Raw genomic sequence first — 18,987 nt, 5'->3', positions numbered from 1 at the left:
TTCCGGTCCGGGTCCCTTCTGTTTCGGTCCTGTCAAGTGGGGCTCACACCGCACAGGGGCAGCGAGCGCGTTGGAGGGTGCGGGTCGGAGGGTGCGAGTCGGAGCCTGTGGAGCTGAATCGTTTACGGCATCGGTGGTCGACTCGTTTGCGACATCAGCTCCAAAGCGTCAGCGCACTCCACCTCGTGGGTGCCGTCAGCGCAGGTCGGCGCGGTGTGGTCGCCGGGTCACTGGCAGCCAGCCCAGGAACCGGGCGTGAAGTGCACGTGGGTCCGGGCGAACGCCCAGGGAGTACAGGTCGTCGAACGCGCCGTGCATGTTCGCTGCCAGGTAGAACGCCAGGGCGATCGAGTGGCCGTAGAACTCGGTCGCGAGGTGGAGCTGAGCCGGCGGGCACGGCCAGGCGGCGGCACAGTTACGGCAGAGCCACGCCGGGCGCATCGGAAGGTGCGGGCGAGGGCGGCGGGTCATCCGACGCGCACCGGACCGCGCCTGACGGGCGTGCGGGTGGTCGGGCGGCGGGCCGCCAGAGCGGGTGGGTCCGGCCAGATCAGGCCCGCGGGCATCACGAACAGGGAACGGCGGGCTGCCGCGTCGCCGTTCGCGGCCAGCTCGTAACAGTCGATCCACAGCCACCCGTCGTACGTCGGCCAGTCGAGAACGCGAATCACGCGGACGAAGATCGGGCGCAGGAACTGCACACTCGCGGCGCGGGTCAGGTGCAGGACCTCGCCCGCGCGCGGCTTCCGCCGTGTGGGCCTCGGCGCGGGTCTCCGATCGGGCGGCTCATCCGGCACGGCGCTCTCCCTGGTCGTCACTGTGGGAAGGGGCCGCCCCGTGGTGCTCACCCGTCGAGATCTTGGACAGTTTCCGTTACCAGGTAACGGAAACTGTCCAAGATCTGCGGCAGGCCAAGGGCGGCCCCGACACGAACGCGCCCGCCGGGTCTCAGGTCCCTACCGGACGCGCCGCCTGCCGGCTACATTGCCGAGAGCGATGGGATCAGTACACGACGTAGCTCTATTCCCAGGGACGTTCGGGACGTTTCTCTTGGAGGCAGGATGAACCATGCGCTTCAAGTGGCCATGGCCGAAGCCGGCGAGACAGCCGAAAGCCTGGCAGCTCAGACGGGCGTTGATCCGAAAACGGCAGCGCGGTGGATCAGCCCGGGACGCGTGCCGCAGCCCCGTCGGCGCGCGAAGTTGGCTGCGCTCCTGGGAAGGGACGTTGGGGACCTCTGGCCAGATGTCCTCAAACGGCGCGAGCCGCAATGGCTGCGCGAGTGGGTCGACTGGGAACGCGAAGCCCTCGCGATTCGTTGGTTCGAGCACACCTGGGTGCCCGGCCTTCTGCAGACGGAGGCGTATGCGCGGGCGACGTTGGCGGGCGAAGCGTTGACGCCTGACGAAGTCGGCGATGTGGTGGCCTCCCGCATCGACCGCCAGGCCATCCTCCGCCGCGAACGTCCACCCCTTCTGGTCGCAGTCGTGCACGAACTGGTCCTGTACCAATCGGCGTACGGCGACCGACCGTTGATGCGTGAGCAGGTCGCCCACCTTGCGCAGTGCGCAGCACTGCCCGCTGTTCAGGTGCTCGTGGTGCCGCGAGACGTCGGGATGTATCCGGGCCTTGGTGGGGGGTTCATCGTGGCCGAGTTGCCCGACGGCAGCCAGGTTGCACATATCGACAGCCAGGTGCGGGCGCAGATCCTTAATGGAGCTGCGGACGTTGCTACGCTCAATCACAGGTGGGAACGCATCAGAAGTGAGGCTCTTTCCCGTCAACAGTCCCTCGACTTGATCAGGAAAGCAGCGGGATCATGGACCTGACCGGCGCGCAGTGGCGTAAGAGCACGAAGAGCGGAAACAACGGCGGCTCGTGCGTCGAGGTTGCTGACAACCTCCCCGGCGTCGTCCTCGTCCGCGACACCAAAGACCGCGACGGCGGGACGTTGATCTTCGGGCCGGCGGCGTGGACCGGTTTCCTGCACCTGGCGAAGGCGATCGGCCCCGTCGGCTGACCAACGCAGCACCAACTGCCCCCGGCGTCTGGAAATCACGGAACCGGGGGCCTTTCGTGTGTCCAGGATCAGGTCCCCTCATCCCCGCACCGCTTATAATGTGGGAAAACCGTCCCATAAGATGGGAGACCGCGATGAGCGTGACGGACGTCTTCGACGCTGTGGCCGGCACGTACGACGAGGCGCGCAGACGGCTGGTGCCGTGCTTCGACAGCTTCTACGGCACCGCCGTCCAGGTGGCCGCGCCGCCGTTGCGGGCCGCGCTCGCCGCCGGGCGTACCCCGCAGGTTCTGGACCTGGGCGCGGGCACCGGCCTGCTCTCGTTGCTGCTGGCCGCGGCGGTGCCCGGAGTCCGGCTGACCCTGGTGGACGGAGCGCCGGCGATGCTCGCCCGAGCCACCGACCAGTTGGACGCGCGGTCCGTGCCACACCGAACGGTCCACGCCGACCTGGCCGACGAGCTGCCGCCGGGCCGGTACGACGCGGTGGTCAGCGCGTTGGCGATCCACCACCTGGACGACGACGGCAAGCGCGCGCTCTACCGGCGGGCCGCCGCCGCGCTGGCACCGGGTGGGGTGTTCGTCAACGCCGAGCAGGTGGCCGGCCCGACGCCGGAACTTGATCGGCGCTACGACGACGTGTGGATGCAGCGGATCACCGAGCTGGGTGCGTCCCCCGACGAGATCGCGGCCTCCCGGGAGCGGATGCGCCACGACCGCCCGGCGACGGTGGCCGACCAGTGCCGGTGGCTCGCCGAGGCGGGCCTGGTCGACGTCGACTGCTACTTCAAGGAGTGGCGCTTCGCGGTGTTCGGCGGCCGGGCCGGGTGAGCCCGACGGAATGTGCGTTTCACCGCTCGGGGACGAGCTGGTGAACGCAGGGATGACTGTCGGTCACACCCGTGGGTAATCTGCTCGGCATGACTGCCAAGGTGACTCTCTCGTTCACGGACGAGACGATCGAGGAGGCGCGGCGGTTCGCCAAGCGCGAAGGGCTGTCGCTCTCCGCGTGGATGGACCAGGCCGCCCGGGAGAAGGCGCTGCGCGAGGTGTTCACCGCGCACGCCGCCGCCGTGGGCCGCGCCAGCCTGGATCTGGAGTCTGCCGCGCTCGCCGACGCCCGCGAGGTGGGCATGGTCAACGACCTGTTCTCCGGCGGACGGCCGCGTGCTGCGTAGGGGTGAGATCTGGCGCATCGAAGGTGCCCGGGAACGCCTTGGTCTCGTGATCAGCTCGGACGTCTACAACTCCACCGACGTGCCCATCGTGATCGTGGTCGAGGTGGTCGAGGAATCGCTCCTGCGGGACTCGCCGCTCGCCGTGTCGATGGGCCGGTACGTGGTGATGCCCGACCGGATCTCCTCGCCCATGAAGAAGTGGTTCACCGCGTGCGTGGACGTCGCCGACACCGACACCATGCTCCGGGTCGGCCGCGCGCTGCGCATCCTCCAGCAGCTCTGACCGCGCCAGCAGCTCCGACCGCGCCAGCAGCTCCGACCGCGCAGCCGCGGTGGCGTGCTCACCACCGCCGCCGGCCCGTGGTGCGATCCCCGTTTCCGGCCCGACCCGCGACGGGCACTGCCAGGTAACCGGCCGTTCCTAGCGTTTCTGCTCGTCACATCCACGAGGAGGAGCCGCCGTGAGCACGCTCACCAGCACCGTAGTCACCGCCGAGCCGCCCGCCGTCACCGGTCGCCGGCAGCCGCTGCACGACTGGCGCCCCGAGGACCCGGACTTCTGGCAGGCCACCGGCGCGCCGATCGCCCGGCGCAACCTCTGGGTCTCCATCTTCGCCGAGCACGTCGGCTTCTCGGTGTGGAGTCTCTGGTCGGTCACCGTGCTCTTCCTCGGCCCCGCGTACGGCATCGACCCGGCCGGGAAGTTCCTGCTCACCGCCGTGCCGGCCGCCCTGGGCGCGGTGCTGCGGCTGCCGTACACGCTGGCGGTGGCCCGCTTCGGCGGACGACGCTGGACGATCATCAGCGCACTGCTGTTGCTGGTGCCCGCGGTCCCGATGACGGTGCTGCTGGAACCCGGGGTGTCGTACACCACCCTGATGGTGCTCGCCTGCCTCACCGGCGTCGGCGGCGGCAACTTCGCCTCTTCGATGGCGAACATCAACCTGTTCTACCCACAGCGGCTCAAGGGGCGGGCGCTCGGGCTCAACGCCGGTGGCGGCAACCTGGGCGTACCCGCCGTGCAACTGGTCGGCCTGGCGGTCCTCGCCACCGCCGGCGCCGCGTACCCCCGGTTGGTGCCGGCGGTCTACCTGCCGCTGATCGTGCTGGCCGCGCTGGCGGCGGCCCGCTGGTTGGACACCGTGCCCGGGGCGCGCAACGAGCCGGGCGCGTTGCGGGAGGCGGCCCGCGACCCGCACACCTGGGTGATGTCGCTGCTCTACATCGGCACCTTCGGCTCGTTCATCGGCTTCGGTTTCGCTTTCGGGCAGGTGCTCCAGCTCCAGTTCGCCGAGCGCTTCCCGACCCCGGTCGACGCCGCCTGGCTGACGTTCCTGGGCCCGCTGGTCGGCTCGCTGATCCGCCCGCTGGGTGGGCACCTCGCCGACCGGTTGGGCGGGGCGCGGGTGACCTTCTGGAACTTCGTCGCGATGGCGGTCGGCGCGGGCACGGTGCTGTACGCGGCCCGGGAGCGTTCGTTCGGGCTCTACCTCGCGGGGTTCCTCGCCCTCTTCGTCTTCTCCGGCGTCGGCAACGGCTCCACGTACAAGATGATCCCGGCGATCTTCCGGGCCCGGTCGGCGGACGCGGTGGCCGCGGGTCGGCGTGATCCGGAGGCCGCCGCGCGGTGGGCGCGGCGGATGACCGGCGCGTTGATCGGGATCGCGGGTGCGATCGGCGCCTTCGGTGGGGTGCTGGTCAACATCGCGTTCCGCCAGTCGTTCCTCAGCTCGGGCAACGCCGACGCCGCCTACCTGGCCTTCATCGGCTGGTACGCGTTGTGCTTCGCGGTCACCTGGGTGGTCTACCGCCGTCCGAGGGCCGGTCGGCTCGCCAACGTGTGAGCTGAACCACCCTCGGCGCGTCGCCGCGCGTACGCGTACCCCCGTTTTGACCTGCGGACGGGGCGCCGGGTATCGTTGCCTGCTGTTGTACGACATCCAGAGGCGTGCCCCATCAGGTACGCTTGGTCGTTCGTGCGCGCTGGTCCGGCCTGCTAGATCTGGTCACCTCGGCGCGCGACCCCAGACCGACGACGAGACAAGGTAGACCTGTGCGTACGTACAGCCCGAAGCCGGGTGAGATCGAGCGTCAGTGGCACGTCATCGACGCCTCTGATGTCGTGCTGGGCCGCCTGGCCACCCACGCCGCCACGTTGCTGCGTGGTAAGCACAAGCCGACTTTCGCGCCGCACGTCGACACGGGCGACTTTGTCGTCATCGTGAACGCGGGCAAGGTTGCGTTGACCGGCAACAAGCGCCAGACCAAGGTCGCTTACCGCCACTCCGGTTACCCGGGTGGTCTGAAGCAGGTCGGCTACGACGAGCTGCTGACCAAGCGTCCCGAGCGGGCCATCGAGCTGGCTGTGAAGGGGATGCTCCCGCACAACAAGCTCGGCCGTCAGCTGATCAAGAAGCTGAAGGTCTACGCCGGTGCCGAGCACCCGCACCTCGCGCAGCAGCCGGTGCCGTTCGAGATCAAGCAGATCGCGCAGTGAGCGCGGGCGAAGGAAGCAGCATGACCGACATCATCGAGACCGAGGTCGCCCCGGAAGCCCCCGAGGCCACCGAGGCGCCGGCGCCCGTTGCCCGCGCGCCTCGTGGTGACCGGCCGATCCAGACCGTGGGCCGCCGCAAGGAGGCCATCGTCCGGGTCCGCATCGTCCCGGGCACCGGCAAGATCACCTGCAACGGCCAGGACCTCGAGGCCTACTTCCCGAGCAAGGTTCACCAGCAGCTCATCAAGGACCCGCTGGTCACCGCCGAGAAGCTCGAGCAGTTCGACGTCATCGCCAACCTGCGGGGCGGCGGCACCACCGGCCAGGCCGGCGCGCTCCGGCTGGGCATCGCCCGTGCGCTGATCATCAACGAGCCGGACGACCGCCCGGCCCTCAAGAAGGCCGGCTTCCTGACCCGTGACGCCCGGGTCAAGGAGAGCAAGAAGTACGGCCTCAAGAAGGCCCGTAAGGCTCCCCAGTACTCGAAGCGCTGATCTTTCCCAGCGCGTTGTACTTCTGACGGACGGCCGGTCCGCCTCCCCCTCGTCGGGGGGAGGTGGGTCGGCCGTTCCGCTTTCTCCTCACTGGCAGTGCTCTTTCGGAGGTTGGCGGGTATGGGTCGGTTGTTCGGCACGGACGGCGTACGCGGGCGGGCGAACGCGGATCTCACCCCGGAATTGGCGTTGGCGCTCGCGGTGGCCGCCGCGCACACACTCGCCGAGACGGACCGTAGTCATCCGCCGCTCGCCGTCGTCGGTCGCGACACCCGCGCCAGCGGCGAGATGCTGGAGGCAGCCGTGGTCGCCGGGCTGACCAGCGCCGGCGCCAACGTGGTGCGGGTCGGCGTGCTGCCCACCCCGGCGGTGGCGTTCCTCACCGCCGAGGCCAAGGCCGACCTGGGTGTGATGCTCTCCGCCTCACACAACCCGATGCCGGACAACGGCATCAAGCTCTTCGCCGCCGGCGGGCACAAGTTGCCCGACGAGATCGAGATGCAGATCGAGGCGGCCGTCGAGACGAACGCCACCACCGCCTGGGACCGGCCGATCGGTGCCGGCGTCGGCCGGGTGCACGACCTGCTCGACGGTGCCGACCACTACGTCCAGCACCTGGTGGGGACCGTTCCGCACCGGCTCGACGGGATCAAGGTCGTGGTCGACTGCGCCAACGGTGCCGCCGCCGAGGTCGCCCCCGTCGCCTACCGGGAAGCCGGCGCGGAGGTCATCGCCATTCACGCGGAGCCCGACGGGCTGAACATCAACGACGACTGTGGCTCCAACCACATCGAGGCGCTGCGCGCCGCCGTGGTCGAGCACGGCGCGCACCTGGGCATCGCCCACGACGGCGACGCCGACCGCTGCCTGGCGGTCACCGCCGACGGCGAGGAGGTCGACGGCGACCAGGTCATGGCGATCCTCGCGCTGGCCATGCGGGACGCCGGCACGCTCACCCAGGACACCCTGGTGGCCACCGTGATGAGCAACCTCGGGCTGCGGCTCGCGATGTCCGCGCAGGGCATCCGCCTGATCGAGACGAAGGTCGGTGACCGGTACGTGCTGGAGGAGCTGCGCGCCTCCGGGCTGGCGCTCGGCGGTGAGCAGAGCGGCCACATCGTGATGCCCGCGCACGCCACCACCGGCGACGGGGTGCTGACCGGCCTGCACCTGATGGCGCGGATGGCGGCCACCGGCCAGTCCCTCGCCGAGCTGGCATCGGTGGTCACCAAGCTGCCCCAGGTGCTGATCAACGTGCCGGTCGGCGACCGGACCGTCGGCGCCGCCGCACCCGCGGTACGCGCCGAGGTCGAGCGGGCCGAGGCGGAGCTGGGGGAGACCGGCCGGGTGCTGCTGCGCCCGTCGGGCACCGAACCGCTGGTCCGGGTGATGGTCGAAGCGGCCACCGAGGCGACCGCCCGTGAGGTCGCCGAGCGGATCGCCGAGCTGGTCCGCACCGCGAGCCCGACTGCCTAGGTCGGTTGGACGCTGTGGAGCTGAACCGTTTACGGCATCAGCTCCACAGCCGTCGGGCCTGTTGGATCGACGTCAGCCGCTCGCGCGCAGAGCGTGCAGCCGGCTGACCGCCTCGGTCAGCACCTCCGGGCGCTTGCAGAAGGCGAACCTGACCAGCCGCCGGCCCGCGTCGACGTCGTCGTAGAAGACCTGGGTGGGAACCGCCACCACACCGCAGCGCTCCGGCAACGAGCGGCAGAACTCCACCCCGTCCCGGCCGCCGAGGGCGGTGATGTCGGCGGTGACGAAGTACGTCCCCTCCGAGTCGAGCACCGCGAAACCGGCGTCGGTCAGACCACCGACGAGATGGTCCCGTCGCTGCTGGAGGCCGTCCCGGAAGCCGGTGTAGTAGGCGTCCGGCAGGGCCAGCGCCACGGCCACCGCCGGTTGCAGCGGCGCGGCGTTGACATAGGTGAGGAACTGCTTCACCCGGACCAGCGCCGAGACCAGCGCCGCCGGGCCGCTCGCCCAGCCGACCTTCCACCCCGTGCAGGAGAACGTCTTGCCGGCCGACGAGATGCGCAGCGTCCGCTCCCGCATCCCGGGCAGGCCGGCCAGCGGCACGTGCGGGCTCGACGCGTCGGTGAAGACCAGGTGCTCGTACACCTCGTCGGTGACCGCGTACGCGCCGAACTCCTGACACAACTCGGCGACCTGCGCCAACTCGGCCGGGGTGAAGACCTTGCCGGTCGGGTTGTGCGGCGAGTTCAGCAGCACCAGCCGGGTGCGTGGGCCGAACGCCGCCCGCAGCGCCAACGGGTCGAAGGCGTACCGGCCGTCGGCCGAGGGGCGCAACGTCACCGGCCGGCGGACCGCGCCGGCCAGTGCGATCGAGGCGGCGTACGAGTCGTAGTACGGCTCGAAGCACACCACCTCGTCACCCGGTTCGCAGAGCGCGAGGATGCTCGCCGCGACCGCCTCGGTCGCGCCCGCCGTGATCACGATCTCGCCGTCCGGGTCGTACGCCAGGTCGTAGAACCGCCGCTGATGCGCCGCGACGGCCGCGCGCAGGGCGGGGATCCCCGGGCCGGGCGGGTACTGGTTCTGCCCGTTGCGCAGCGCCTCGGCGGCGGCGGCCAGCATTTCCGGCGGGCCGTCGGTGTCGGGAAACCCCTGGCCGAGGTTGACCGCGCCGGTGCGTACGGCGAGGGCGGACATCTCGGCGAAGATCGTCGTGCCGAACGGCCGCATCCGGGCCACCAGCGGGTCGACATCGGTGCTCGTCGTCACCTGCGCCAGCCTACGGCCATACCCGGCTCGGACCCCAGCCTCACTCGGGGGTGCAACTGGTCGCCCAGTACCCGCGGATCTTCTTGACGACCGGCTTGCCGGTACCGGTGACCGTGACGGTGCAGTCGAGTGGTCTCTCACCCTCGTCGTCGGCCCATCTGGCCTCCACCATCACCCGGGTCTTGCCGTTGGTGCGGATGGTGGTGCTCCAGGGCAGCTTCTGGCCGTCGACGTGGATGAGGTCGCTCTCGGCGTCGAAGTAGGCCAGGTCGACGACACCCGACCCGCTGAGCTGGTAGACCACCGTCACGGGTGCCGGCCCCGAGGTCGGTCGGGTGATCGGCTTCTTGCTGGGGGTGGGGGACGCGGCGGGCGGCTGCGGCGCGGTGGGCCGCTCCGGGATGATCGGCCCGCTGGTGGGCGCCGTCCAGCCGTCGTCGTCGGGGGCGATCCACGGCTCCTCGGCGACCGGGTCCGGGTTCGTCTGGTCGAGCCACAGGCCAGCCACGCAGAGGCAGCCACACACCAGTAGGACGAGTGCCACGACGGCCGCGACGACGATCCCGACGATCCGCCCGCTGCTCGTGGCCGGCTTGCCGGGGACCTGCGGATACCCGGGGTAGGCGTACGGCGGCGGATAACCGGGCGGCGGCCAGCCGGTGCCGGGGGGCGGATAGCCGGTGCCGGGCGGCGGCCAGCCAGCGGTCTGCGGCTGCCCGTCGGGCGTGGGCCACCCCGCCGGCGGTGGCGATCCGGTCGACGGCAAGCCGGAGGAGTCGGGCGACCAGGGGGGCGTCTGCGGGTCGGGCGACCACGGCGTCGTGGACGGTTGTGGCGTCCACTGGGTGGCGGGCGGCGGCGGCGTCCACGGCGCGGCCGGCGGAGGTGGCGCCCAGGGTGCCTGCGGGGCCCACGGCTGGCCCGGCGCCAGCGGGTCGGGGGCCGAAGACGGAGCCGTGGACGGCGGCGCCGTCGGGTCCGGCGGAAGCGCGGGGGGAGCCGGCTCCGGGGCGGACGAGGGGGTCGGTTCGGGCGACGGCGCGTCGGACATGGCTGCTCCGGGCGGGAGTGGGTATGGGACGAACGGGCCGTGGACGGGAGCGCCAAACCCGCCGAGAGACTTCCGCACCCGAAGGCGTGTCGCAACCCCGCCCTGCGGAGCGGCTCGCGAGGGGCCTGTGACGCTCGTCCCGTTGCGGCCGCGTTGGCACTGATCGCTCAGATTCCGTGATTGATAACCCGACTTTCGAGCAACCAACGTGAGTGAAACTGGGTTAGGCTGCGGGCCATGTGTGGAATCGTGGGATACGCGGGCGCGCGCCCCGCACTCGGCATCGTCCTCGACGGGCTGCGGCGGCTGGAATACCGTGGCTACGACTCGGCCGGCGTCGCGATCGTCTGTGACGATCAGCTGCTGACCGAGAAGAAGGCCGGCAAGCTGGCCAACCTGGAGAAGGTGCTGTCCGAGCGGGCCGCTGACGACCCGACCTCCTGCGCGGCCAGCCCGATCGGCATCGGTGACGGCACCACCGGCATCGGGCACACCCGGTGGGCCACCCACGGTGGCCCGACCGACCGCAACGCTCACCCACACGTCGCCCCCGACGGGCGGGTCGCGGTGATCCACAACGGCATCATCGAGAACTTCGCCAAGCTCCGCGCCGAGCTGGAGGCCGACGGCGTCCAGTTCACCAGTGACACCGACACCGAGTGCGCCGCGCACCTGCTCGCCGCCGCGCTGGCCGACCTGCGCGCCGCCGGCCAGCCGGACGGCCCGCAACTGCTCGCCGCCGGCATGCGCGTGGTCTGCCAGCGCCTGGAGGGCGCGTTCACGCTGCTCGCCGTGGACGCCGCCGTGCCCGGCGCGGTCGTCGGCGCCCGGCGCAACTCGCCGCTGGTGGTCGGCCGGGGCGACGGGGAGAACTACCTGGCCAGCGACGTGGCCGCGTTCATCGAGCACACCCGGGAAGCGGTCGAGCTGGGCCAGGACCAGATCGTGCTGATCACCGGTGACAGCATCGAGATCACCGATTTCGAGGGCCAGCCCGCCGCCGGCCAGGACTTCCACATCGACTGGGACTCCTCGGCCGCGGAGAAGGGCGGCTACGACTGGTTCATGCTCAAGGAGATCGAGGAGCAGCCGCAGGCCATCGCCGACACGCTGCTGGGCCGGCTCACCGAGAGCGGTGAGATCGCCCTCGACGAGGTCCGCCTCAGCGACCAGGATCTGCGCGACGTCGACAAGATCTTCATCGTGGCCTGCGGCACCGCGTACCACGCCGGCATGGTCGCCAAGTACGCCATCGAGCACTGGACCCGGATCCCGTGCGAGGTGGAGCTGGCCAGCGAGTTCCGCTACCGCGACCCGGTGCTCGACCGGTCCACGCTGATCGTGGTCATCTCGCAGTCCGGCGAGACCATGGACACCCTCATGGCGCTGCGTCACGCCAAGGAGCAGAAGGCCCGGGTGCTGGCGATCTGCAACACCAACGGCTCGACGATCCCCCGCGAGTCCGACGCCGTGCTCTACACCCACGGTGGGCCGGAGATCGCCGTCGCCTCCACCAAGGCGTTCCTCACCCAGGTCGTCGCCTGCTATCTCATCGGCCTGCACCTGGCCCAGGTGCGCGGCATCAAGTTCGCCGACGAGGTGGGCGCGGTGGTCGCGCAGTTGCAGGAGATCCCCGGCAAGCTGCGGGAGCTGCTCGACCGGATCGAGCCCGTCCGCGAGCTGGCCCGGGAGCTGAAGTCCGAGCCGACGGTGCTGTTCATCGGCCGGCACGTCGGCTACCCGGTGGCCCTGGAGGGTGCGCTGAAGCTCAAGGAGTTGGCGTACATGCACGCCGAGGGCTTCGCCGCCGGTGAGCTGAAGCACGGCCCGATCGCCCTGATCGACAAGGGCACCCCGGTCATCTGCGTGGTGCCCTCGCCGGTGGGCCGGGGCATGTTGCACGACAAGGTCGTGTCCAACATCCAGGAGGTACGGGCACGGGGCGCGCGGACCATCGTGATCGCGGAGGAGGGTGACGAGGCGGTCGTGCGGTACGCCGACCACCTGATCTACGTGCCGCGTACGCCCACCCTGCTGGCCCCGCTCGTCACCACCGTCCCGTTGCAGGTGCTCGCCGCCGAGATCGCCGCCGCCCGGGGGCACGACGTGGACCAGCCCCGCAACCTGGCCAAGTCGGTCACCGTCGAGTAGGCACCCCCTCGTCCGGAACCCCGGTCGCCGCACGTCGCGGCGACCGGGGTTTCGTCGTCACCGGCCCAGCACGACACGGGCCATGCCGTCCAGCGCCGGGTTGCCCGCCTCCCAGTAGCCGGTGTGCCCGCCGCGGCCGCTGGGGAACACCCGCCCACCGAAGCCGGGATCGGCCGGGTCGTGACCGAACCACAGCTCGTGCCCCGTCCGGCCGGGCCAACCGAGCACGGCGGCGAGTGGTGCCGCGCCGAACAGTGCCCGCCGGCCCAGCTCGTCCGGCGACCGGGCGGCCCGGATCACGTCGTCGGGGGCGCTGCTCGCCCAGACCTCCCCGGGCGGCACGCCCAGCTCGGCGGCGTGCGACGCGCCGACACCGGGGGAGCCGACGAAGACCAGTGCGTCGGCGGCCAGGCCATGCTCCCGGGCGGCCACACCCACCACCAGCGACCCGTAGCTGTGCCCGAGCACCGTCTGCCGGGCCGGCGGCCCGTCGTGGCTGACGCGCAGCCCCTCCTGGAAACGGTGCAACCCCGGGCCGGCATCCCGGGCCTGCCCCGCCGAGGCGGCCTCGTTCAGCAGATCCGGAGCGTCGTAGTCCAACCAGAGCACCGCCGCGCTGCGCTCATCCGGGGCGAGCGCGGCGCACCGCTCCAGCACCCGGGCCGCCCTGCCCAGCTCACCGGAGGCGTCGTCCAGGCCGGCGGTCATCCCCGGCACGTAGGTCAGCACCCGGTCGGCGTGGTCCGGGTCGCCGAGCGCCACCACCGCCCGGCCCTCACCCGCCGGATCCAACCCGAGCAGGTACGCCCGCGGCACCTCGCCGGCCGTCAGCCGGCCGACCAGCGCGTCCAGACCGGCCAGCCGCCCGGCCACCCCGCGCAACCGGATCAACGCGAGCGGCCCCGGCGGCACCTGGGACAGCAGCCGTCGCCGCTCGGCCAGCAACTCCGTGCGCCAGGCGTCGAGGCGTAACCGGTTGGCCTGGTCCCGGGCGGCCACCGGCAGCCCGTCCAACCGGCCCACCAGGGCCGGCTCGCGAACGATCAGCCACCGTCGCTGCGCCGGCGTCAACCCGGACCACCAGGCGCTGACGAGCGTGGGCGCGGCACCGAGGGCCGGTCGGCCCGGCGGAGGCGGAGACGCCCAACCGCTGCCGGCCGCCCTGGCCAGCTCATCCAACCGGTCCGCCGCGACCCGGTCCGCGGCGGCTGCCCCGTCGAGCGCGGCCCGCAGGGCCGCGGCCACTCCAGCCGCGGCGACCCCGGACCGCTCGGTGGGTCGAAGCCGGGCGGGATCGACCCGCACCGCACCCGAGCGGTCCACCAGCAGGCCGGCCGCGTCGGCCTGGGCGACCGCCTGGGAGAGCCGCGCCTTCGCCACCGCCAACCCACCGGCCAACTCCGCCAGCACCTGGTCGACCTCGATCAGCGCCGGTGCGATCGAGGCCAGCTCGTCACGCAGACCGTTGAGGCGGGTGTCCGCCGCCGTGGCGGCCGTACCCGACCAACCGTCCCCCAGCCGCCCGGTGGCCGCGCGCAACTCGCCAAGGCGCCGATCGAGTGGCCTGGCCAACCCCGCCCACGCCGCCCCGGCGGCCCGCCACCCACCAGGATCGACAGCCCACAGCTGTCGGTAACCGACGCTGCTCACCGAGGTAGGGAGGCGAACCGGCCGGCGGCCCGATCGTCCACCGTCTCGTACGCGTCGGCCGCCGCCCGGACGTCGCCGGAGGTCGCCGCGACCCGGTCACCCAGCCGGCGGAACCAGGCATGCCCGGCCGCCTCCAACCCGGCCAGCGCCACGCCGGCTCGCCATTCGGGTGCCGCCACCACCAGGCCGGGGAACCCCGCGAGGCCCGACGTCAACCGGCGCGCCTCGTCGTCGAGCAGGCCGGCGACCGCCCGCAACTCCTCCGGCCGCACGGCGAACGGCTCGTCGGTCATGACCACACCCCCGTGGACGATCGATATCGACGCGCTCACGCTAGGCACCTACCGGAGGGTGCGACGTGCCCTGTGGACAGCCGACGTCGAGGCGTACCCCGGGGTGTCCACAGGCGTTGCCCAGCGCGAGCCCGACGGCTAATCTGCGGCCTCGACCGCCGGTAGGGTGGTGTGGTGATCGTCGCTGTCGGCATCGACGTGGTCCTGGTCGACCGGTTCGCCCGGGCTCTGGCACGGACGCCGCTGCTCGCCGACCGGCTCTTCACCGAGGCCGAGCGGCACACCCGCTCCGGCGGCCTGCGCTCGCCCGAGTCGCTCGCCGCCCGGTTCGCCGCCAAGGAGGCGGTGGCCAAGGCGCTCGGCGCCCCGGCCGGGCTCAACTGGCACGACTGCGAGGTGGTGCCCGACCCGGCTGGCCGCCCCTGGTTGGCCGTCTCCGGCACTGTCGCGGCGGTGGCCGACGCGCGCGGGGTCAACCACTGGCATCTCTCGTTGTCGCACGACGGCGGGATCGCGTCGGCGATGGTGGTCGCGGAACGATGACGTCGGCCGGGAGGACCGGTCAGGTCAGCCCGCTAACTGAATGGGACACGGTGGCATGAGAGCGGTGTGGCGGGTGGCCGACGTACGGGCGGCCGAGGCGGGGTTGATGGGCACGCTGCCGGAGGGGACGCTGATGCAGCGGGCCGCAGCCGGCCTGGCCCGCCGGGCCGCGCTCCTGCTCGCCGAGCGGGGCGGCGTCTACGGGGGTCGGGTGCTGCTGCTGGTGGGCTCCGGTGACAACGGCGGCGACGCGCTGTACGCGGGGGAGCGGTTGGCCCGGCGAGGGGTCCACGTGTCCGCCCTGCTGCTCACCCCCGGGCGGGCGCACGCCGCTGGCCTGGCCGCGCTGCGAGCCGCTGGCGGCCAACTGGTCCAGGCCCCGGCCGGCCCGGTCGACCTGGTCCTCGACGGCATCGTCGGCATCGGTGGCACCGGCGGGCTGCGGGAGAACGCGGACGAGGCGGTCCAGCGCCTCGGCGAGCTGCGCGGGCGCGACGGGGGACGGGCCACGGTGCTCGCGGTCGACGTGCCCAGCGGGGTCGCGGTCGACACCGGCCACGTACCGCTGTCCGCGTCCGGCCGGCCCACAGCGGTGCGCGCCGACGTGACGGTGGCCTTCGGCGCGCTGAAGCCCGCCCTGGTGGTCGGCCCGGCCGCCGCGCTGGCCGGCCAGGTCGAGCTGGTCGACATCGGGCTGCGGCCGTGGCTGCGCGGCACCCCGGCGCTGCGGGTCACCGAATGGTCCGACATTGTCGACTGGTGGCCCCAGCTGGGCGCGGCGTCGGAGAAGTACACCCGGGGCGTGGTGGGGGTGGCGACCGGCTCGGCGACCTACCCCGGTGCGGCGGTGCTCTCCGTGGGCGGCGCCCTGGCCGGGCCGACCGGCCTGGTCCGCTACGCCGGCAGCGCCCGAGCCGAGGTGCTGCACCAGCACCCCTCGGTGATCGCCAGCGGGCGGGTCGCCGACGCGGGCCGGGTGCAGGCCTGGGTCTGCGGCTCCGGGCTGGGCACCGGTGCCGATTCGGCGGCCGAGCTGCGCGCCGTACTGGCCGCCCCGGTGCCGGTGGTGCTCGACGCCGACGCCCTGACCCTGCTGGTGGACGGCTCGCTCGCCGACCGGCTGCGGGGTCGGGACGCGCCCATCGTGGTCACCCCGCACGACCGGGAGTTCACCCGTCTCTGCGGGGAGGAGCCGGGCGCCGACCGGGTCGGCGCCGCGTTGCGGCTGGCGGCCTGGATGAACGCGGTGGTGCTGCTCAAGGGGGATCGCACGGTGATCGGCACGCCGGACGGTCGGGCGTACGTCAATCCGACCGGCACCCCGGCGCTGGCCACCGGCGGCACCGGCGACGTGTTGGCCGGGCTGCTCGGCTCGCTGCTGGCGGCCGGGGTGCCCGCCGATCGGGCCGCCGCCTCGGCCGCGTACCTGCACGGGCTGGCCGGGCGGGAGGCGGCCCGGGGCGGGCCGGTGACCGCGCCCGACGTGGCGACCGCGCTGCGTCCGGTGCTGGCCCGGCTGGGCTGAACGGGGCGGTTCCGGGTGCGCTGACCGGATCGTCGCGGCGGGACGTGCGTCGCCGCCCGCGGTGATCACGGCGGAAAGTAGGCTGGGTGCATGTGGCAGGCCGAGGTACGCGTCGATCTTGACGCCATCCGCGAGAACGTGAGCAGGCTCCGCTCCGGCACCACCGCCGAGTTGATGGCAGTGGTGAAGGCCGACGGGTACGGCCACGGCATGCTTCCGGCCGCCCGCGCGGCGCTCGACGCCGGCGCGGACTGGCTCGGTGTCTGCACTCTGGACGAGGCCCTCACCCTGCGGCGGGCCGGGGTGACGGTGCCGGTGCTGGCCTGGCTGCTGGCCCCCGGGCTGCCGCTGCACGAGGGGGTCACGGCCGGGGTGGACCTGGGTGCGGCCAGCCTGGCGCAACTGGACGAGATGATCGAGGCGAGTCGCCTCGCCGGCCGTCCCGCCCGCCTGCACCTCAAGATCGATACGGGGCTGTCCCGGGGCGGCGCGACGGTCGCCGACTGGCCCGCGCTGCTGGACGCCGCCGCGAAGGCGCAGGCCGACGGCCTGGTCGAGGTGGTCGGCGTGTGGAGCCACTTCGTGTACGCGGACTCGCCCGGCCACCCCACCACCGACCGCCAACTGGCCGTGTTCCACGAAGCGCTGGCCATGGTCGAGCGGGCCGGGCTGCGACCGCGCTGGCGGCACCTCGCCAACTCGGCCGCCACCCTCACCCGCCCGGACACCCACTTCGACCTGGTCCGTCCCGGCCTGGCCATCTACGGGCTGTCTCCGGTGGCCGGCGAGACGTACGGGTTGCGGCCCGCGATGACCGCCCGCGCCCGGGTGATGCTCACCAAGCGGGTGCCCGCCGGCACCGGCATCTCCTACGGGCACGCCTACACCACGCAGGCCGACGCGAACCTGGCCGTGGTGCCGCTCGGGTACGCCGACGGGGTTCCCCGGCACGCGTCCAACACCGGCCCGGTGCAGCTCGGCGGCGTACGCCGGACGATTTCGGGTCGGGTCTGCATGGACCAGTTCGTGCTCGACTGCGGCGACGACCCGGTGGCCGACGGCGACGTGGCGACGCTCTTCGGCAGCGGCGTCGACGGCGAACCGACGGCGGACGACTGGGCCGAGGCGGTCGGCACCATCAACTACGAGATCGTCACCCGGTTCGGCGGCACGCGGGTGCCCCGGGTCTACGACGGCGAGAAGCCATGAGTTATCGCATTCCGCGTCCGCGGACGGCCGCGGGCCGGGTAGCGGGGATCGTCGGCGCGGCGGTGGGGGTGGCCGCGGCAGGTCTGGCGGCTGGCGTCGCGACCGAGCGGACCCTGGTCCGCCGGCTCAAGGCCGATCCGGCCGACCGCTACGCGCACGAGACGTTCGGCAAGCAGCGGTACGACGAGGCGTTCCGCCTGGAGTTGCCGGACGGCACCGACATCCACGTCGAGGTGGTCGAGCCCACCCGGCCGGTGCCGGGGCACCCGACTGTGGTGCTGGTGCACGGCTTCTGCCTGGACATGGGGACGTTCCACTTCCAGCGCCAGATGCTGGCCGCCCGCGGTGACTACCGGATCGTGGCGTACGACCAGCCCGGTCACGGTCGCTCCGGCCGGCTGGAGACCGGCGAGTACGACCTCGCGGTGCTCGGCCGGACGCTACGCGAGGTGATCGACCGAACCGCCCCGGACGGGCCGCTGGTGCTGGTCGGCCACTCGATGGGCGGCATGACGATCATGGCGTTCGCCGAGCTGTTCGGGGAGCTGTTCGGTGACCGGGTGGTGGGCACGGTTCTGATGGCCACGTCGGGCGGGCTCATCGCGGAGACCAAGCTGGTCGCGCCCGCGCTGCTCGGCCGGGTCGGCGGCCCGGTGCTCTACATGGTCAGCAACGCCACCCGGTACGGCGGTCCGGTGATCGACAAGGCCCGCAAGTCGACGTCGAACGTGGCCTGGTTACTGACCCGCAAGTACGGTTTCGGCACCCGCAAGCCCAGCCCGTCGCTGGTGTCCTACGTGGAGACGATGAACTCCCGGACGTCGGCCGACACGGTGACCCGCTACCTGCGGACCCTGGCCACCCACTCGCGCTTCCCGGCGCTGGCGGCGCTGGCGGCGACTCCGGTGCTCGTGGTGGTCGGTGACAAGGACATGATCACGCCGGTGACCCACTCCGAGGAGATCGTCCGCCGGTTGCCGCACGCCGAGTTCGTGAAGATCAAGGACAGCGGTCACGTGGTGATGTTGGAGCACGCGGACGAGGTCAACGCCGCCCTGGCGCGGTTCCTGGAGTCATTGCAGAGCGTGGAGGAACGGTGAGTCACGTCGTCAAGCTGCCGACCGTCGAAGACACCCGGGACTTCGGCCGGCGGCTGGCCGGGCTGCTGCGCGCCGGCGACCTGGTGCTGTTGACCGGCCCGTTGGGGGCCGGCAAGACCGCGCTCACCCAGGGCGTCGGGGCCGGGCTCGGTGTCCTCGGGGACATCACCTCGCCGACCTTCGTGATCGCCCGGGTGCACCGCCCCGATCCGGCCCGGGGCGGCCGAGTGGCACTCGTGCACGCCGACGCGTACCGGTTGGGTGACGCCACCGACCCGCGCGCCGAGATCGACGACCTGGACCTCGACGCCTCGGTGGACGACTCGGTGACGGTGGTGGAGTGGGGCGAGGGCCTGGTGGAGCAGTTGGTCGACGCGCACCTACGGGTTCGCATCGACCGCCGCGACGACGACACCCGCATCGTCGAGCTGGACCCGGTCGGCGGTGACTGGGCCCGGCGGCTCGCCGACCTGGGCTAGGTCGGTGGCTGTCGTATCCGATGCCTAGAGTGCGGGGGACCGACCCGCGCTGT

Annotated in this window: 21 protein-coding genes; 15 read left to right on the top strand and 6 right to left on the bottom strand. The window is 72.3% G+C overall.

What is annotated here, in order from left to right:
* Positions 1-195: 195 nt before the first annotated feature.
* Positions 196-471, bottom strand: a complete 276-nt coding sequence (locus tag AB0877_RS26045) for a hypothetical protein (protein ID WP_366612136.1) — start codon at positions 469-471, stop codon at positions 196-198.
* Complete coding sequence (locus tag AB0877_RS26040; RefSeq protein ID WP_366612134.1) at positions 468-797, bottom strand: hypothetical protein; 330 nt, start codon at positions 795-797, stop codon at positions 468-470. Before AB0877_RS26040 ends, AB0877_RS26045 begins: the two co-directional genes overlap by 4 nt.
* Before the next feature lie 264 nt (positions 798-1,061).
* On the opposite strand from AB0877_RS26040, the gene AB0877_RS26035 reads away from it, so the two are divergent.
* The 9 genes from AB0877_RS26035 to glmM all read left to right on the top strand — a co-directional run bounded on the left by AB0877_RS26035 (position 1,062) and on the right by glmM (position 7,664).
* Positions 1,062-1,829, top strand: a complete 768-nt coding sequence (locus AB0877_RS26035) for a DUF5753 domain-containing protein (RefSeq protein ID WP_366612133.1) — start codon at positions 1,062-1,064, stop codon at positions 1,827-1,829.
* Positions 1,820-2,020 carry a DUF397 domain-containing protein gene (locus AB0877_RS26030; RefSeq protein WP_366612131.1) on the top strand — a complete coding sequence of 67 codons (201 nt, stop codon included), beginning with the start codon at positions 1,820-1,822 and terminating at the stop codon, positions 2,018-2,020. Before AB0877_RS26035 ends, AB0877_RS26030 begins: the two co-directional genes overlap by 10 nt.
* A 134-nt stretch (positions 2,021-2,154) precedes the next feature.
* Positions 2,155-2,850, top strand: a complete 696-nt coding sequence (locus tag AB0877_RS26025; protein ID WP_366612129.1) for a methyltransferase domain-containing protein — start codon at positions 2,155-2,157, stop codon at positions 2,848-2,850.
* Positions 2,851-2,939: 89 nt separating this feature from the next.
* Positions 2,940-3,197, top strand: a complete 258-nt coding sequence (locus tag AB0877_RS26020) for a DUF6364 family protein (RefSeq protein WP_091403518.1) — start codon at positions 2,940-2,942, stop codon at positions 3,195-3,197.
* Positions 3,187-3,480 (top strand): hypothetical protein, encoded by a 294-nt coding sequence (locus AB0877_RS26015; RefSeq protein WP_091402325.1) that lies wholly within the window; start codon positions 3,187-3,189, stop codon positions 3,478-3,480. Before AB0877_RS26020 ends, AB0877_RS26015 begins: the two co-directional genes overlap by 11 nt.
* Positions 3,481-3,658: 178 nt before the next feature.
* Positions 3,659-5,041 carry a nitrate/nitrite transporter gene (locus AB0877_RS26010; protein ID WP_366612127.1) on the top strand — a complete coding sequence of 461 codons (1,383 nt, stop codon included), beginning with the start codon at positions 3,659-3,661 and terminating at the stop codon, positions 5,039-5,041.
* Positions 5,042-5,250: 209 nt separating this feature from the next.
* On the top strand, positions 5,251-5,694 hold the full coding sequence (gene rplM, locus AB0877_RS26005) for a 50S ribosomal protein L13 (protein ID WP_007465158.1): 444 nt from the start codon (positions 5,251-5,253) through the stop codon (positions 5,692-5,694).
* Positions 5,695-5,714: 20 nt separating this feature from the next.
* Positions 5,715-6,188: a 30S ribosomal protein S9 gene (gene rpsI / locus AB0877_RS26000; protein WP_112626216.1), complete on the top strand. Its 474-nt coding sequence runs from the start codon at positions 5,715-5,717 to the stop codon at positions 6,186-6,188.
* A 120-nt stretch (positions 6,189-6,308) separates the two neighbouring features.
* A complete protein-coding gene (gene glmM, locus AB0877_RS25995; protein WP_366612126.1) occupies positions 6,309-7,664 on the top strand; it encodes a phosphoglucosamine mutase in 1,356 nt (451 codons plus the stop codon).
* Between the two features lie 72 nt (positions 7,665-7,736).
* On the opposite strand, the gene AB0877_RS25990 is transcribed toward glmM, so the two are convergent.
* A complete protein-coding gene (locus AB0877_RS25990) occupies positions 7,737-8,933 on the bottom strand; it encodes a pyridoxal phosphate-dependent aminotransferase (RefSeq protein ID WP_366612124.1) in 1,197 nt (398 codons plus the stop codon).
* A gap of 40 nt (positions 8,934-8,973) precedes the next feature.
* Complete coding sequence (locus tag AB0877_RS25985; protein WP_366612123.1) at positions 8,974-9,699, bottom strand: MmpS family transport accessory protein; 726 nt, start codon at positions 9,697-9,699, stop codon at positions 8,974-8,976.
* 522 nt (positions 9,700-10,221) lie between these two features.
* Between AB0877_RS25985 and glmS the strand changes: the two genes are divergently transcribed.
* Entirely contained in the window at positions 10,222-12,135 is a 1,914-nt protein-coding gene (gene glmS, locus AB0877_RS25980; RefSeq protein WP_366612121.1) for a glutamine--fructose-6-phosphate transaminase (isomerizing), read from the top strand.
* 57 nt (positions 12,136-12,192) lie between these two features.
* Here glmS and AB0877_RS25975 read toward each other — a convergent pair whose 3' ends face one another.
* Both AB0877_RS25975 and AB0877_RS25970 read right to left on the bottom strand, forming a co-directional pair.
* A complete protein-coding gene (locus tag AB0877_RS25975; RefSeq protein ID WP_366612119.1) occupies positions 12,193-13,785 on the bottom strand; it encodes an alpha/beta hydrolase in 1,593 nt (530 codons plus the stop codon).
* A complete protein-coding gene (locus AB0877_RS25970; RefSeq protein WP_366612117.1) occupies positions 13,782-14,117 on the bottom strand; it encodes a type VII secretion target in 336 nt (111 codons plus the stop codon). Before AB0877_RS25970 ends, AB0877_RS25975 begins: the two co-directional genes overlap by 4 nt.
* Positions 14,118-14,252: 135 nt before the next feature.
* On the opposite strand from AB0877_RS25970, the gene AB0877_RS25965 reads away from it, so the two are divergent.
* The 5 genes from AB0877_RS25965 to tsaE all read left to right on the top strand — a co-directional run bounded on the left by AB0877_RS25965 (position 14,253) and on the right by tsaE (position 18,934).
* On the top strand, positions 14,253-14,621 hold the full coding sequence (locus AB0877_RS25965) for a holo-ACP synthase (protein WP_366612116.1): 369 nt from the start codon (positions 14,253-14,255) through the stop codon (positions 14,619-14,621).
* Between the two features lie 55 nt (positions 14,622-14,676).
* Positions 14,677-16,146: an NAD(P)H-hydrate dehydratase gene (locus AB0877_RS25960; protein WP_366612114.1), complete on the top strand. Its 1,470-nt coding sequence runs from the start codon at positions 14,677-14,679 to the stop codon at positions 16,144-16,146.
* A 90-nt stretch (positions 16,147-16,236) separates the two neighbouring features.
* Positions 16,237-17,355 (top strand): alanine racemase, encoded by a 1,119-nt coding sequence (alr, locus tag AB0877_RS25955; protein ID WP_366612112.1) that lies wholly within the window; start codon positions 16,237-16,239, stop codon positions 17,353-17,355.
* Complete coding sequence (locus tag AB0877_RS25950; protein WP_366612110.1) at positions 17,352-18,455, top strand: alpha/beta hydrolase; 1,104 nt, start codon at positions 17,352-17,354, stop codon at positions 18,453-18,455. Before alr ends, AB0877_RS25950 begins: the two co-directional genes overlap by 4 nt.
* A complete protein-coding gene (gene tsaE, locus AB0877_RS25945; protein ID WP_366612109.1) occupies positions 18,452-18,934 on the top strand; it encodes a tRNA (adenosine(37)-N6)-threonylcarbamoyltransferase complex ATPase subunit type 1 TsaE in 483 nt (160 codons plus the stop codon). The genes AB0877_RS25950 and tsaE overlap by 4 nt, the downstream gene beginning before the upstream one ends.
* Positions 18,935-18,987: the final 53 nt, after the last annotated feature.

This window comes from Micromonospora sp. NPDC047644 (assembly GCF_040704315.1).
Lineage (GTDB): Bacteria > Actinomycetota > Actinomycetes > Mycobacteriales > Micromonosporaceae > Micromonospora.
This window is presented reverse-complemented; position numbering and strand designations above follow the sequence as displayed.

Coding starts and splice junctions, on each gene's coding strand:
- AB0877_RS26045 (WP_366612136.1), bottom strand. CDS start 471: ATGACCCGCCGCCCTCGCCCGCACCTTCCGATGCGCCCGGCGTGGCTC.
- AB0877_RS26035 (WP_366612133.1), top strand. CDS start 1,062: ATGAACCATGCGCTTCAAGTGGCCATGGCCGAAGCCGGCGAGACAGCC.
- AB0877_RS26030 (WP_366612131.1), top strand. CDS start 1,820: ATGGACCTGACCGGCGCGCAGTGGCGTAAGAGCACGAAGAGCGGAAAC.
- AB0877_RS26025 (WP_366612129.1), top strand. CDS start 2,155: ATGAGCGTGACGGACGTCTTCGACGCTGTGGCCGGCACGTACGACGAG.
- AB0877_RS26020 (WP_091403518.1), top strand. CDS start 2,940: ATGACTGCCAAGGTGACTCTCTCGTTCACGGACGAGACGATCGAGGAG.
- rpsI (WP_112626216.1), top strand. CDS start 5,715: ATGACCGACATCATCGAGACCGAGGTCGCCCCGGAAGCCCCCGAGGCC.
- glmM (WP_366612126.1), top strand. CDS start 6,309: ATGGGTCGGTTGTTCGGCACGGACGGCGTACGCGGGCGGGCGAACGCG.
- glmS (WP_366612121.1), top strand. CDS start 10,222: ATGTGTGGAATCGTGGGATACGCGGGCGCGCGCCCCGCACTCGGCATC.
- AB0877_RS25960 (WP_366612114.1), top strand. CDS start 14,677: ATGAGAGCGGTGTGGCGGGTGGCCGACGTACGGGCGGCCGAGGCGGGG.
- alr (WP_366612112.1), top strand. CDS start 16,237: ATGTGGCAGGCCGAGGTACGCGTCGATCTTGACGCCATCCGCGAGAAC.
- AB0877_RS25950 (WP_366612110.1), top strand. CDS start 17,352: ATGAGTTATCGCATTCCGCGTCCGCGGACGGCCGCGGGCCGGGTAGCG.